The following is a 14,675-nucleotide window of genomic DNA, read 5'->3' on the forward strand; positions in this document are numbered from 1 at the left end:
GATAGGACAAAAAAGACAGCCCCGAAGGGCTGCCTAATTGATTATTTTGTTGGTTTTAATGGTAATGGGAATTGGATTGTCGTAGTCGGAATTTCCTCAGGCGGTGTTTGAACAATTACCTTCTTACCAAATTTCTTTTTAAATGCCTTTACTGTTCCAGGTTGTACAGAATCAGCCGTAATAACTAATACAGATGCATCATCTGTTGGTAAAATACTAATGATTTTACCTTGAGGTTCTTTGTTTTGATAAAGTGCCAATGCATCGGATTGGAGGTCTTCTAATTGGGCTTGTGTCAATTTGCCTTGGCTTACAATTAATGCATTATCGAGTTGTGGATCGTGAGCGTCAGCTAGTGCTGTATGAACTGTATCGAAGTGTTTTTTGTCCACTACAGAAACGTGCAATTTACCTTCCTTCCAGAAGAGAGCACCATCGTTTCTAAATTGTGTGAAGTCTTGACCATAGTGAAGGGCGTGGCTGATGACATTGGATGTTTTTTGTTCCACTTGTTGACGGTAGAGCGCATTGTGGAATGCCAATGCTTGTGGTGTTTGTGTCATACGGTAGGAAATTTCAGCCGCCTCTGCACGGGTTACGTATTTTTCTGGGTTAAACATCGTGCCTGGTGCATAGTTGGTAAATCCTAAGTATGCTAATTCACGGACTGCATCTTGTGCCCAAGGGGCTACGAATTTTTGGTCCCCATACGCTACTTGATCGAGTACAGTAGGATCATCTGTTGTATAGCCTAGATAATGTAGGTAGTTATCTGCTACCACAGCAAATTCTTGGCGGGACATATATTTTTCAGGTTTATATGTAGTGTCGCCATAGCCAGAGATGATATTCTTGCGCGCTACTGATTCAATAGCGAGGGCAGACCAACGGTCGGATGTAATATCTTTAAAGTGACTAGAGATGAACGCTGCTTGGCCATCATCGGTAATGTTGTTGAATAGGGAGGCCACTTCTTCGCGTGTCATTGGTTGATTAGGACGGAATGTGCCATCCGCATAGCCTTTCATCAATTTAGCCTTTGCTACGGCACTAATTGATTTAGAAGCCCAAAAATCACTTGGTACATCGGAGAAGATGTATGGTCGCACATCTTGGATATCCTTTGGAGACGTAACAACGCCGGAGCGAAGTTGTTGATTAACAACAGTATTAGCAGGTACAGCAGTTTTGTTTTGTTCAGTAGCTGTTGTATCTTGAACTGTTGCCGTTGTTGTTACAGTATGTTGCGCTGGATTAGCGTTTGGTGTTTGTGCCGGTGTATCGGCAAATGCCATACCGGATGTAGTAAGTAAAGCGGACAGGATGAGAGCCCGTAATGTGTGTGTTGATACCTGTTGCATACATATCCTTCTTAATCATGTGGTAAATATATCAAAAACAGCGTTGGATAACGCTGTTTTTGAAGTCCCCTTAAGGACTAAAGTATATCGGAGTTTTGTCGCTATTAGCGTTTTACAGTCATTTTAACTTTGGAACCAAATACCTTGGAAATACCTTGTTGTGTTTCTTTGCTTGCAGTGCTAACTACAGCGTATAATTGATTGTTTTCAACGTCTGGGAATACGGCGATAATATTGCCACCTTTTTCGTTTTTGCTGTAGTAGTTACGGAAATTAGATTCGATAACATCGTATTCAGTTTGGCTGTATTGAGATGGTTCAACTACTACATAGTTGTTGATAGTAGCATTGCCTTGGCTTGCCAAATTAGCTTTAACTGTATCCAAATCGGAATTAGATTTCAAAGCTACATGCAATTGATTGTCTCTCCAGTACATAACACCATAGTCTTGGAACGCTTCTGGTGTTTTATATGTCTTGTTGAGTTGAGTGAATACATTGTTTTCCAATGTTTCTTGTTGTTTTTGATCAAGTGGTTTTAATGTGCTGCGACGTACAGGTCGAACGATGCGTGGAGATTGTTCTGCTTTAGACTCAGAAACCTTGTCAGATTTTTTAGCCTTAGCTTCTTTTTCTATCTTTTTCGCATCAGCATCAACTTTTTTAGCATCAGATTTCACAGCAGCATCAACTTTTTTTGCATCTGCCTTTGCAGCAGTATCTACTTTCTTAGCATCCGCTTTTACGTCTTTAGCGACTTCTTTTTCAACGGTTTTAGTTTTGTTTTCAACCTTTTCAGCGTCTTGTTTTGCATCTTCTTTAATAGCGGTAGCCTTGCTAGTAGTAGGGGCTGTTTCACCGTTTAAGATGCGGTTTAAGATTGTTGCCGCTTGTGCGCGTGTTACAGGTTGTGTTGGGTTGAAAGCAGTTGTTGCACCGGATGCTACATAGCCGCGTTGTGCCATGTATTCGATATCCGCTACATAAGCTTTGGAAATGCTAGCACTGTCTTTGAATGTAACCTTTTCGGATTTTACAGGTGCATCAGGTTTTATTTTCTTTACTAAATTAGCTGCGGAAGCAACGAATTCTTCGCGGTCCATCGCTTTAGCAGGGGCAAATGTAGATTTTGTTGTACCTTCCATAACGCCAGCAGCACCAACTAATTTAATAGCTGTGTTGGACCAACGGTCGCTTTCAACATCGGAATAGGAAACGCCATTTTCTTTTGTTACTAAGTCAGCAAGTTCTTGCTCGTTCATATTGTGTTGCAACACTTTGCCGTAAATGGCTGCTGCTTGTTCACGAGTAATGCTTTTACCAGGGCGGAATGTGTTATCTGCATAGCCGGATAAGTAGCCAGCCTCTGTCATTGCTTGGATGGCATCGCGAGCCCAGTTATCCTTTGTATCTGGGTATACGCCAGCTGGCAATGTTTCTTTAGCCTTTGCAGGAGCCTCAGATTTTTGTGTTGTTTTTGCAGTTGTTGTAGTTTTATCTGTAGTTGTAGTAGATTTAGCTGTCGCTGCTGGTGTAGTTTTCGCAGCAGTTGTTTTTGCATGTGTTGTCTTAGCAGTTGTTTTTGCAGCAGTTGTAGTATGTGTAGATGCTTTTGCATTCGTTACAACTGGTGCTTTCGTAGTTGTTGTAGTTTCTGCATGAGCCATGCCGAATGTAGATCCTAGCGCCAATGTAATCGCTAGAGATAAGGACAATTTATTGAGTTTCATGAGAAAGCTCCTTTCAAATTACGTTTATATACATAAATTATAGCACTTTTATGAAATAACCACTACTATAAGAAAATGTAATATATAAGGATAAAAATTAGATGAATAATGGTGAAAGTTACACTTTCATTATAGCAAATGAGAATGGTGCAATTTTGGGACTAAAAAATATCTACTTGATAAACATTTGCAAATAAAGAAAACACGGGAGTTATAGAAAAAATTTATAAAGCAGTACGTGAGTGTGATAAAAATCAATTTTGATTATTACTTTTAGTCATAAGGATATGATTTATGCAACCCTAAATACGAATATAGCAATTGCTTGGACATTTATGGTGCCCTTATTTATAATTATATCGAAATGTTCTTTAAATATAACACTTTAAAGATCGTCAATTTATTGTATAGGCTGATAATTTGTGAAATTTTATCGACCTAAATGGATACATATCAAAATTTTTTTTGAGTTAAGTACTAGAAAAGTTGAGGACGAAAATATGAAAATTCATCTTTTCCAACAGTGTTTGATTGATATGTTCTACCCTCATGTTGGCATGGCTGGTGTAGAAGTACTTGAGAGACTAGGTTGCGACCTTGTAGTGCCTAAGAAACAAGTATGCTGTGGACAAATGTTCACTAACTCCGGTTACAATGATGCGGCTATGGATGCTATTAAGAATACAATCGAATGCTTCGAAAACGCTGACTATGTAGTCAGCATGTCTGGCTCCTGTGCCTTTGCTATTCGCGATGAATACCAACACTTCTTGGAAGGTCAACCTGAATGGCAACAACGCGCAGAAAAATTGAGCGGAAAAATTTATGAATTCACTGAATTCATTACCGATGTATTGGGTGTAGAAGACGTTGGCGCACGCTTTGACGAAACTGTTACATACCATACATCTTGCCACGTAACTCGCTTGATGGGTGTAAAAGAACCACCTTTCAAACTCCTTCGCAATGTAAAAGACCTTAAGTTGATTGAATTACCTCGTGCAGACCGTTGCTGCGGTTTCGGCGGTACATTCTCCGTTAAAAACCCAGAAATCAGCGAAGTAATGACACGCGAAAAAGCTTTGGAAATCGCTAGCACTGGTGCTAATGTAATTTCCGGTTCCGACCAAGCTTGCTTGATGAATATTGCAGGTATGCTTGACCGTCTTCATAAAGATGGTGAAATCGATCGCCGTATCAAAGTAATGCATATTGCTGAAATCTTAAACTGCCGCTAAGGAGGAGACGACATGGCACTTATATATGACAATCGCCCCTATAAAACACGTATAAAAGAATGTTTGGCTGACGATTTCAAAGTTGCAGCTATCAAAAAAGCACAAGACGTGTTTTATGACAAACGTAATACAGTAGTTGCGGACGTTCCTGAATGGTTAGATTTCCGCGCAGAAGCAGCTAAACTTCGTGATCACGTTCTTAACAATTTGGATTACTATGTAAACCAATTCGCTGAAAACGCTGAAAAAGCTGGTTCTAAAGTTCACTTTGCATTCGACGATAAAGAAGCGACTCAAATCGCTTTGGATATCCTTCGTGAACGCGAAGCCAAAATGATCGTTAAATCCAAAACTATCTTAACTGAAGAAATTGGTTTGAACGAAGTTCTTGAAGAAGCTGGTATTGAAGTAAACGAAACTGACTTGGCGGAATTCATTTTGCAAACAGCAGTGAGCCCACCATCTCACATCGTAGTACCAGGCCTTCACTTTGAACGTAATAAAATCCGCGAAATTTTCGCTGAAAAATTAGGTTATACAGGTACTGAAAACCCTACTGAAATGACTCACTTCGTACGTGGTTATGTACGTGAACGCTTCTTGAAAGCTGACGTAGGTGTTAATGGTTGTAACTTTGCAGTTGCTGCATCTGGTACTTGTACTATCGTTTCCAACGAAGGTAACGGTCGTATGTCTAGTTCCATTCCTAAGACTCAAGTAATCTTCTTGGGTACAGAACGTATCGTTCCTGACTTCAAAGCTCTTGACGTAATGATGGAAATGTTGAACCGCTCTGCAGTAGGTGCTAAAATTTCCAACTACTTCTCCATGATGACTGGTCCTGGTCGTGCTGGCGAAGCTGACGGTCCTGAAGAAACTCACATCATCATTATCGATAACGGTCGTTCCGGTATCTTGGGTGGTACATTCCAAGAAATGTTACGTTGTATCCGTTGTGGTGCATGTATGAACATCTGTCCTGTATACCGTCACATCTCTGGTCACGGTTATGGCTCCGTATATCCAGGTCCAATGGGTGCTGTATTGACTCCATTGTTCAAAGGTTACGACGTAGCAGGCGATCTTCCATATGCTTCTACATTGTGCGGTGCATGTACAGAAAACTGTCCAGTAGCTATTCCATTGCATGAATTATTGATGGAACACCGTCATATTATGGCTGACATCGAAAAAACTCGTCCGAAAGCAGAAGAAGCAATCTTCACTGCAGCGGCTAAGATGTTTGGTAACTCCACATTATTCGACCTTGGTACAAAAGCTGGTGCTATCGGCATGAACTTGATTAGTAATAAAGAAGGTAATATGCCTGCATGGACTCAAGCTGTGCCTGTAATGAATGGCTGGACTAAATCTAAAGAATTGGGTTCCTTGAAATTCAAGAAATTCCGCGATTTATATGCTGAACATGAAAAGAACAAGAAGAAGGAGAAAAAATAATGGATGAAGCTAAACGTAAACAATTTATTGCACGTTTATCTCGTGCATTAGGCCGTGATCAAGAAATGTGCCCTGCCTATGTAGAGGATTTTGATTACAGCCATGGTCCTCAAGAAACTATGTTCAAAGATTTGAATCAAGATCAAATTTTGACAATGTTTAAGGAACAATGTCAACGTGTTGGTACAAAATTCGTTGAAACTACACCTGATAAATTAGGTGAAACAATTTTGGCAGCTATCGAAGATTGGGGCAATGGTAAGATTGTATTCCCAAGCACTCCTGAAGTAGACGAATATAAATTAAAAGAATTATTCGAACAAGATGCAGCTAATAATGGCGGCACTCGTACATACTTCCAATGGGACCCAGCTAAAGGCCGTGAAGAATGTATTTCTAATACTGCAAATGCAGATATTGGTATTACATTCCCATACTGCGGTATTGCTGAAACAGCTACTGTAGTACAAGCATCTGGCGAAGAATCTGGTCGTGCTATCAGCTTGTTGCCTACAACTCACATTGCTGTATTGTACACTGATACAATCAACCCACGCATGACACAAACAATGGAACATTTGGCTGAACGTTACCACAATGATCCAGCTAATTTCCCTACAAATATCTGCTTGATTTCTGGTCCGTCTCGTACGGCTGATATCGAGCTCGTTACTGTAGATGGTGCTCATGGTCCTATCCAAGTAACATATGTCCTTGTTAACAGATAGTCCTAATACTAGAGGCTTAATATAACTAAAGACTGTATAAGGCGATCTTCCGATGGAAGGTCGCCTTTTTGCACCTTTGTATAGAATGCAAAATAGGCATACATCTATTTGTAGAAATTTCGATATAGCACTTGTAAATTTTTCGATGTATGATATACTAAGTTCATAACCTATTATTTTAATATGAATTAAACGAGGTGTATTATGAATATTCCATTCTTTACGGATTACCTCATGCTAAGCAATTCATTGAGTATTGGTATTATCGCAGTGTTTGTACTTGCCTTAATCGGTATTTATGTATTGCAACGTAAGGGTACATCCTTTGGTAATCTTGTTATTATTGGCACTATTGTTGGTGCCGTATTAGGCGTAGCAATTCAAGTTATTGCTGGTTTTCCTGATGATCCGTCTAAGGTGGTCTACATCAAGGAAAGTACGAAGTGGTTCTCCCTTGTGGGTGGGGGGTTCATCGACTTAATCCGCATGCTTGTTATTCCTATCGTATTTATCTCCATCGTCCATGTTATTTTACACATGGAGGCAGGGGCTAATCTTAAGAAGTTGGTAGTTGCCATGGTGTCCACTAACCTCGGCATGGTGGCTGTAGCCGCTATCGTAGGCCTTATCCTCGGTAATGCTTTTGGATTAGGTCAAGGTTTTGATATTGTTGAGTCCGGTAAAAAAATCCGTGAAATCAAACCGATGGTGGATACATTCCGTGCTTTGATTCCTAGCAATCCTATTCAAGCTGCTGCAGAAACAAATGTTATTGGCATCGTAGTATTTGCCATCATCTTGGGCAGCGTAGCCCGTCTCTTAAAACAAACGGGCACCAATAACATGGAAATCTTTACAAAGTTATTTGATGAGCTTCATCAATTGATTTCCTGGGTTGCCGATTTCATTATTGGCCTTATGCCATACGGCGTAGTTGCTTTATTGGCATCTACATTAGCGACACGTGGCTTGCAAGCCATCCTCGATATGGGACTTTTCGTAGTATTGCTTTACGTAGGTCTTTTGATCATGTTCGTCGTTCAAGCTATCTTAATTGCTAGCTTTGGTTACAACCCGATTACATACTTTAAAAAAGCGAAGGCTCCATTGTTGTTGGCCTTCACATCTCGTTCCTCTATGGGCGTATTGCCATTGACTGTTGAAACCTTGACAAAACGTCTTGGCGTAAATGCTACAACTGCTAATACAGTAGCATCCTTTGGTACTACTGCAGGCATGCAAGGTTGTGCCGGCGTATTCCCAGCCCTTGTGGTAGTTTACATTTCTAATGTAGCGGGTATTCCATTTGACTTGACAATGTACATCATGAGCGTTATCGTTATCGCTATTGGTTCCGTTGGTATTGCAGGCGTTCCTGGTACGGCTACAATGGCTGCATCCGTATCCCTTAGTGGTACTGGTCTTGGTGCATACTTCACATCCATCAGCCCGATCCTTGCTATCGATCCATTAATCGACATGGGACGTACATGCTTGAACGTATCCGGTTCCTTAACAAATGCACTTGTGGTAGATAAAATTATGGGCACCATTGATAAAGATGCGTATAACAATCCTACACAAGGTGAGGAATAATAGTTAAATAATTATATTGATTGTGAAAGCAGCAGACATTAGGTCTGCTGCTTTTTGCGTAGTTGGACTATGTGTTGTAGTAGAATGCATAGATTGTAATGCAATTGAATTTATACCCTTCTTCGGTGCAATCGAAAATAATTATTATTACATTTTGTAATATCAAAATACAAATATTTATATACATAATTGTGACTATGGATACGTTTTCAAGTATTACATAAGCGTATAATGTACATATAAAAGTTTCTATATATGCTTAATAAATATAAGCCAAGAGGTAGTACTATGATTACAGAAGAAGTAAAAGAACGTTTAATTGCAGATTATCCAAAGTTTGAAGATATGACACGCAAGTTTTATAAGAAAGAGATGTCTATTGCGGACTATAAGGGCCAGTCCGGCGCATATGGTAGCTACGCCGAACGTGGTGCTGCTACGGGCATGAGCCGTTGGCGTTTTAATTGTGGTCGCATCAAACAAGAACAAATGCGGTTCTTAGCAGATACTATCCGCAAGTACAATCTTACACATATTCATTTCACAACTGGTCAATGCTTACAAATGCATGGACTCGATGGGGAAACTATTTTACAGCTCTTCAAGGAATGTTATGAACATGGCATTTATAATCGCGGTGCAGGCGGCGATAATCCAAATGTAGTAGCCAGTATCTTACGCGGCATTGATCCTCGCGAGACCTTTGACATTTCACCATATGCGGCAGCCATTAGCGAATTTCTTATGGAGCAAATGTTTTATATCAAGATTCCCCGTAAATTTAAGATGGGTATCGATAATGGATTTGATAGCACACCACATGCTACCTTTAAGGATCTGGGATTCAATTTAACAAAACATCATACTTTTGATGTATATGCGTGTGGTGGTATTGGTCCTAATCCTCGCATCGGTATTCCCGTAGCTCGTGATGTGCAACCTGAGGATGTTTTATATCATGTGAAAGCTATGCTCATGGTATTTGCAAACCATGGTAACTTTAAAAATCGCGGCAAAGCACGTACCCGTTATATGCCTGCAGAAATGGGGGGCGCGGAAGCTTTCATCAAAACCTATGAAGAAACATTGGCAATGGTGAAAGAGGTTGAAAAATTGACCATTAATCCTGCAGATTATGCTTATGAAATTACGAAGACGGGCAAGCGCGATGATTCGGTAGAAAATCATCGTATTCATCGTCAAAAACAAGAAGGTCTGTACTTTGTAGAATACCACCCAATTGGTGGCGATGCGAACGTTGAACATATATTGGCGGCCCTTGATTATGCTGTTACATTAGACCAAGTGGAGGCTCGCATTGCACCGGATGAAGCCTTGTTTTTCATCAATTTGACCGCTGACGAAGCTAGAAAAATTGCGGAATTAACAGATGATAGCGCACGCGATGATTTTCGTCGTTCCGTATCCTGTGTGGGCTCTACAGTTTGTCAAATCGGAATGCAAGATTCTAATGGCTTGCTAAAGGCTGTCTTTGATCATCTTGAAGAAAAAGGTATTGATACGAAAAAATTGCCGCGAGTACATATTTCTGGTTGCCCACATTCTTGTGGGACTCATCAAATTGGGGAAATTGGATTTCACGGTGCTGTAAAACTCGTAGATAAGAAACCACAACCTGCTTTCATCATCGTAGATGGTGGTTCAGAACATATGGGTTCTGAAAGTTTTGGTAAAATGGCTGGGAATATTGTAGCTGCAAAAATTCCAGCATTTATGGAGGCGTTAGCCAATATACTTAATGAGGCACCAGAAGCGGATTTTGGTTCTTGGCGATTGACTCATAAGACTCAATATATGGAACTTGTAAAAGCATTTGAGTAAATATGCTTTCCGCTTGTGATAGGGCCCCAGCAATTGAGCAGATATTATGTCGTTTGCTATGAGGCCCCGTTTCACTACGACAACTTAATTAAAAATAAAACTAGGTATCTCCTTGCTCCGTCCTTCGTAAAGTCGCTGCAGAAATACCTAGTTTTATTTTTATAACACCTGCTATGAATTAGTCCCATAGCAAGCAAGTATATTCGTACTTTTTTAACTAGGTTGTAGAAATGAAATGGGGCCCCATCAAAATAGGGAGAATAACCTTGAAAAGCATATGTTGCCTAGATAACCCTTGATTGATTGTGTTATAATAGGCTTTATAGTAGTGTTTGGAGGATTTATCAGATGTTATTTACCGTCAATACAGAAGTCTGTACACGATGCGGCCTTTGCGTAGCTGACTGTCCGACAGGCTTGCTAGTGATGTCCGAGAATGGGCCTGTGACTGGCAAGGGAGGTTGTATCTCCTGTGGGCATTGTATTTCCGTATGCCCAACGCTTGCTCTTGATAGTGATATGACACCACGTAAAGAGCAAATCGATATCACAAAAGAACAAAAATTAACGCCAGAGCAAGCTGAGTTATTCTTGCGCAGCCGTCGCTCTATTCGTAATTATCAAAATAAACCAGTTCCTGCTGAATTGATTCGCAAGGTATTGAATGTGGCTCGTATGGCGCCAACTGCGACAAATACGCAAGGAATTTCATATATCGTGATTCGGGATAAACAAAAATTACGCCGCATTGCAGATCTCGTTCTTGAGTGGATGCATTTAGCGGCAAAAACTGTGCCTATTATGCGTCTTTATGCTCGTGCAGCACAAGCTGAAGTGGATAAGGGTAAGGAATACATCTTGCGCGATGCACCTGCGTTAGTAGTGGCTATCGGTTCTAAAAAGGATATTCATCGTACTCACGATAGTGGTCATTCTTGCTTGTCTTATGCAGAGTTGTATGCACCAACATTAGGATTAGGTACTTGTTGGGCAGGCTTCTTTGAACATGCTGGGGAAGCAGAATATGAGCCATTATTGGACCTATTAGGTGTACCTGAGGATAAAATCATTGCTGGTGGTATCTTAATGGGCTATCCAAAGGTTCGTTACCGCAATATTGTGGAACGCCAACCATTGGACGTTACATTCGACACTGAAGAATAAACGTGATTGATACTAAAGAATAAAATAAAAGCGATACTCTAAAAAAGTTAGAGTATCGCTTTTTGTTAGTTTGCAGAGGTAATGCTACCTTTGAAAGTATCGTTGATGAATTGTTTGATTGCATCAGATTTGTAGATGTCTGCAATTTTTTTGTATGTTTCGTTATCTTTGTCTTGGCTACGTACAGCAAGTATCATAACAGCTAAAGGTTCGTCTTTAGGTTCTAAGAAGAAACCTTGTTTTTCTACGTTAAGGCCTGCGCTTTGAACATAGTTCATAGGAATTGCTGCCACAACAACATCATCTAAGCTGCGTGGCAATTGAGCTGCTTCAAGCTCTTGGATTTGAAGGTTTTTAGGATTAGATGTAATATCTGCTACTGTTGCTTTAAAGCCAACGCCCTCTTTCAATGTAATGAGGCCCGCTTTAGCAAGTAATGCAAGACCGCGACCGCCGTTTGTTGGATCGTTAGGAATCGCTACGATAGCGCCGTTTGGTACATCTTGTGCACTATGTACAGAGTTACTATACAATCCCATAGGCATTAAAATCGTTTTGCCAATAGCTACAAGGTCGGAACCATTTTGTTTGTTAAAGTTTTCCATAAATGGAACGTGTTGGTATGCGTTGAGTTGGATATCTCCATCAGCCAATGCTTTGTCCGGTGTTACATAATCGGAGAATTCCACAACCTTAAGGTCGATACCTTGCTTTTGAGCCTCTTTTGCTACAGCTTCTGCTACTTGAGCGTGAGGACCAGCAGTAGCACCAATTTTAATTTCCTTTGGTGTCTGACTAGATTGATTTGTATTTGTGCCACAGCCTGCGATGGCGAATGCTAAAACGCCAACGAGAAGAGGGGCAATAAATTTCTTTAATTTCATGTGAACATCCCTTTCTATATACATATAATGGATATATCCTATCATGTAAATGGGGTTTTGTATATAGATAAAAATATAAGGGTTGGATATAGATTAAAACTATGGCTCCTACGATGATTGTAAAGTAGAGTTATTAAGTAATTGAAAGTAGCGTTATCTAGACATATCTAAAAAAATCGAAATATGATATAATACAGATAAGTTTTATACAATTAAAGCGGTGGAATACAAACATAATACTTAGGAGGTCCCTATGTTTAACTTTGATTTTTATAATCCTACACATATCGTATTTGGTAAAGATCGTTTAGGTGAATTAGATACATTGGTACCAAAGGATGCAAAGGTGCTCATTACTTACGGCGGTGGATCTGCTGTGCGCAGTGGTCTGATTGATCGTATTGTGAAAGCCCTTGGCAACCGCAAGGTAGAGCAATTCGGCGGTATTGAGCCAAACCCATCCCTTGAAACGTGTGAACGTGCAGTAGCTTTCATTAAAGAACATGGAGTAGATTTCGTTCTCGCTGTAGGCGGCGGTTCTGTAGTAGACGCTACAAAACTTATCGTTATGGGCGCTACTTATAATGGACCTGTCATTGAAGTTATGAAAGCTGGTGTACCAGAGGTTCCGGTGGAAATGGTACCAAGTCCATTACCATTTGGTACAGTTATGACGCTTCCAGCGACTGGTTCCGAAATGAACAATGGTGCCGTTATTACCTATGGTGATGGTAAATACCCTGTATTCAGTAGCTTAGTATTCCCTAAGTTTTCCATGCTTGATCCTACGTTGACTTTCACATTGCCTGAAAAACAAGTCAAGAACGGCGTCATCGATACTTTTGTACATACTACAGAGCAATATTTAACATACCCTGTGGAAGGCCGTATTCAAGATCGTTTCAGCGAAGGCATTTTGAAAACTATGATTGAAATCGGTAAAGAAACGGTAGAAAATCCAGAAAACTACGATATTCGTGCTAATCACGTGTGGGCTTCTACCTTGGCATTAAACGGCTTGATTGGTGCCGGTGTGCCACAAGACTGGGCCACACATCTTATCGGTCATGAATTGACTGCTGCATACCATCTTGACCATGGGATTACATTAGCTATCGTATTGCCTGCATTGTTAGAAGTGAAAAAAGCAGACAAGCTTGAAAAATTGGCACAATATGCTACGCGCGTATGGCATATCACAGAAGGTACAACAGAAGAAAAAGCAGATAAGGCTATCGCTAAAACGCGTGAATTCTTCGAGTCTCTTGGCGTATCAACGCATTTAAAAGACTATGGTCTAGGCGAAGAAGCAGTTGATAAAATTGTAAAACAATTAGAAGGTCATGGTATGACTCGACTTGGTGAAAAAGGTGATGTCACACCAGAAGTGGCTCGCGAAATTTTAACGCGTGCCTTATAATTAGTAGAATAGTGTATATATTAGAAAAGACACCTGGTAGGTGTCTTTTCTTTGTACATTGTATGGAGAATATGATGGTATTATATACATTTTATGAATATCATAATCTAGTGTAAATGAAAGAAGGCGATATATTAATGGAACAATTACATAAAGGGCGTCAAGCTTTTAGTTATGCTTTTCCTATTATGATTCCTATGGGCATAAGCTTCTTTTTCATAGGCTTAGGATTTGGTTTATATGCTACGAGCCAAGGGTTCCCTTGGTGGACACCACCTGTTTTGGCAGCAACCATTTTTGCAGGATCCATGGAGTTTGTAACGATAGGTATGTTGATGGCTGGATTTGATCCTATTAATGCCTTTGTTTTAACCATGTTCGTTAATGGTCGTCATTTTTTCTACGGTTTATCTGCGCTACAACGATATGTTCATATGGGTTGGAAGTGGTTTCCTACCGTTGCTTGGATGTGTGATGAAAGCTTTGCTATCAACATGTCTACAAGATTGCCCGATGATGTAGATGAAAAGTGGTTTTACTTCCATGTGTCTTGGCTCAACTACGTATTCTGGGTGTTTAGCACCTTTGTAGGTGGTCTGTTTGGCAATCTATTGGCTACCGTAGATTTACGAGGCATCGATTTTGTATTACCAGGTCTCTTTATAGTAGTATTCCTTGAAATGCTACTCAATGCGAAAAATAACAAGATTAGAGCCTTTGGTGTAGCTGGTGCAGCTATAGCACTAGCCATGCTCTTATTGGTAGGCAAATCGCTCTTTATGCTTCTATCTATGAGCTGTATGCTGGTGGTTTGCTATATTGCGTACAAATGGGGAGGTGTTCATCTTGACTAGTACAGAAATGGTCATTACCGTTGCTATTGTCGTGGCCGGTACATTACTCACTCGTTTTGGTGCCTTCCTCGTATTTCCACCAGGAAAAAAGGCACCAGATTTTGTACTCTACTTAGGTAAAGCATTACCTGCTGCCGTTATGGGGATGCTCGTCGTGTATACCTTTAAGGAAACCGTTGTTTTAGCATATCCCTATGGTATCCCTGAATTAATTGCATTACTGGTTACAGTAGGGTTACACCTATGGAAACGTAACATGCTCATATCCATTGCTGTAGGTACTATAGTGTATATGCTTATCGTACAAAATATTTAACGTTTCCCTTTCGTCAAACAACTTTGGCCCTGCGAAGCCCGCAGGGCAAAGTCAGACCCGGCCGGTGGAGGCTTGACGAAGGGG

The 14,675-nt window shown here is 40.4% G+C and carries 12 protein-coding genes; 9 read left to right on the top strand and 3 right to left on the bottom strand.

Annotation, left to right across the window (positions count from 1 at the left end; all coding sequences use genetic code 11):
- Window positions 1–41 precede the first annotated feature (41 nt).
- Window positions 42–1,361: an S-layer homology domain-containing protein gene (locus tag HMPREF1151_RS00805; protein WP_009660647.1), complete on the bottom strand. Its 1,320-nt coding sequence runs from the start codon at window positions 1,359–1,361 to the stop codon at window positions 42–44.
- A gap of 104 nt (window positions 1,362–1,465) precedes the next feature.
- The gene (locus HMPREF1151_RS00810) at window positions 1,466–3,091 is read right to left on the bottom strand and encodes an S-layer homology domain-containing protein (protein ID WP_009660705.1); all 1,626 of its coding nucleotides are present in this window, start codon (window positions 3,089–3,091) and stop codon (window positions 1,466–1,468) included.
- A gap of 500 nt (window positions 3,092–3,591) precedes the next feature.
- Here HMPREF1151_RS00810 and HMPREF1151_RS00815 point away from each other — a divergent pair, with 500 nt between their 5' ends.
- The 6 genes from HMPREF1151_RS00815 to HMPREF1151_RS00840 all read left to right on the top strand — a co-directional run bounded on the left by HMPREF1151_RS00815 (window position 3,592) and on the right by HMPREF1151_RS00840 (window position 11,117).
- Window positions 3,592–4,329, top strand: a complete 738-nt coding sequence (locus HMPREF1151_RS00815) for a (Fe-S)-binding protein (RefSeq protein ID WP_005375746.1) — start codon at window positions 3,592–3,594, stop codon at window positions 4,327–4,329.
- 12 nt (window positions 4,330–4,341) lie between these two features.
- Window positions 4,342–5,787, top strand: a complete 1,446-nt coding sequence (locus tag HMPREF1151_RS00820; RefSeq protein ID WP_005384145.1) for a LutB/LldF family L-lactate oxidation iron-sulfur protein — start codon at window positions 4,342–4,344, stop codon at window positions 5,785–5,787.
- Window positions 5,787–6,515 (top strand): lactate utilization protein C, encoded by a 729-nt coding sequence (locus HMPREF1151_RS00825; protein WP_005375730.1) that lies wholly within the window; start codon window positions 5,787–5,789, stop codon window positions 6,513–6,515. The genes HMPREF1151_RS00820 and HMPREF1151_RS00825 overlap by 1 nt, the downstream gene beginning before the upstream one ends.
- 204 nt (window positions 6,516–6,719) lie before the next feature.
- Window positions 6,720–8,111: a cation:dicarboxylate symporter family transporter gene (locus tag HMPREF1151_RS00830; protein WP_005379686.1), complete on the top strand. Its 1,392-nt coding sequence runs from the start codon at window positions 6,720–6,722 to the stop codon at window positions 8,109–8,111.
- A 288-nt stretch (window positions 8,112–8,399) separates the two neighbouring features.
- A complete protein-coding gene (locus HMPREF1151_RS00835; RefSeq protein WP_009660631.1) occupies window positions 8,400–9,953 on the top strand; it encodes a nitrite/sulfite reductase in 1,554 nt (517 codons plus the stop codon).
- Between the two features lie 348 nt (window positions 9,954–10,301).
- Complete coding sequence (locus HMPREF1151_RS00840) at window positions 10,302–11,117, top strand: nitroreductase family protein (protein ID WP_005375737.1); 816 nt, start codon at window positions 10,302–10,304, stop codon at window positions 11,115–11,117.
- Window positions 11,118–11,182: 65 nt separating this feature from the next.
- Here HMPREF1151_RS00840 and HMPREF1151_RS00845 read toward each other — a convergent pair whose 3' ends face one another.
- Window positions 11,183–12,001: a MetQ/NlpA family ABC transporter substrate-binding protein gene (locus HMPREF1151_RS00845; RefSeq protein ID WP_009660678.1), complete on the bottom strand. Its 819-nt coding sequence runs from the start codon at window positions 11,999–12,001 to the stop codon at window positions 11,183–11,185.
- Window positions 12,002–12,254: 253 nt separating this feature from the next.
- Here HMPREF1151_RS00845 and HMPREF1151_RS00850 point away from each other — a divergent pair, with 253 nt between their 5' ends.
- The 3 genes from HMPREF1151_RS00850 to HMPREF1151_RS00860 all read left to right on the top strand — a co-directional run bounded on the left by HMPREF1151_RS00850 (window position 12,255) and on the right by HMPREF1151_RS00860 (window position 14,591).
- Window positions 12,255–13,421 (top strand): iron-containing alcohol dehydrogenase, encoded by a 1,167-nt coding sequence (locus HMPREF1151_RS00850; RefSeq protein WP_009660597.1) that lies wholly within the window; start codon window positions 12,255–12,257, stop codon window positions 13,419–13,421.
- A gap of 137 nt (window positions 13,422–13,558) precedes the next feature.
- Complete coding sequence (locus HMPREF1151_RS00855; protein ID WP_009660623.1) at window positions 13,559–14,275, top strand: AzlC family ABC transporter permease; 717 nt, start codon at window positions 13,559–13,561, stop codon at window positions 14,273–14,275.
- Window positions 14,268–14,591, top strand: a complete 324-nt coding sequence (locus HMPREF1151_RS00860) for a branched-chain amino acid transporter permease (RefSeq protein ID WP_009660684.1) — start codon at window positions 14,268–14,270, stop codon at window positions 14,589–14,591. The genes HMPREF1151_RS00855 and HMPREF1151_RS00860 overlap by 8 nt, the downstream gene beginning before the upstream one ends.
- The last annotated feature ends 84 nt before the right edge of the window (window positions 14,592–14,675 follow it).

This window comes from Veillonella sp. ACP1 (assembly GCF_000286635.1).
GTDB lineage: Bacteria > Bacillota > Negativicutes > Veillonellales > Veillonellaceae > Veillonella > Veillonella atypica.

Coding starts and splice junctions, on each gene's coding strand:
- HMPREF1151_RS00810 (WP_009660705.1), bottom strand. CDS start 3,091: ATGAAACTCAATAAATTGTCCTTATCTCTAGCGATTACATTGGCGCTA.
- HMPREF1151_RS00835 (WP_009660631.1), top strand. CDS start 8,400: ATGATTACAGAAGAAGTAAAAGAACGTTTAATTGCAGATTATCCAAAG.
- HMPREF1151_RS00830 (WP_005379686.1), top strand. CDS start 6,720: ATGAATATTCCATTCTTTACGGATTACCTCATGCTAAGCAATTCATTG.
- HMPREF1151_RS00845 (WP_009660678.1), bottom strand. CDS start 12,001: ATGAAATTAAAGAAATTTATTGCCCCTCTTCTCGTTGGCGTTTTAGCA.
- HMPREF1151_RS00820 (WP_005384145.1), top strand. CDS start 4,342: ATGGCACTTATATATGACAATCGCCCCTATAAAACACGTATAAAAGAA.
- HMPREF1151_RS00805 (WP_009660647.1), bottom strand. CDS start 1,361: ATGCAACAGGTATCAACACACACATTACGGGCTCTCATCCTGTCCGCT.
- HMPREF1151_RS00815 (WP_005375746.1), top strand. CDS start 3,592: ATGAAAATTCATCTTTTCCAACAGTGTTTGATTGATATGTTCTACCCT.
- HMPREF1151_RS00825 (WP_005375730.1), top strand. CDS start 5,787: ATGGATGAAGCTAAACGTAAACAATTTATTGCACGTTTATCTCGTGCA.
- HMPREF1151_RS00850 (WP_009660597.1), top strand. CDS start 12,255: ATGTTTAACTTTGATTTTTATAATCCTACACATATCGTATTTGGTAAA.
- HMPREF1151_RS00855 (WP_009660623.1), top strand. CDS start 13,559: ATGGAACAATTACATAAAGGGCGTCAAGCTTTTAGTTATGCTTTTCCT.
- HMPREF1151_RS00840 (WP_005375737.1), top strand. CDS start 10,302: ATGTTATTTACCGTCAATACAGAAGTCTGTACACGATGCGGCCTTTGC.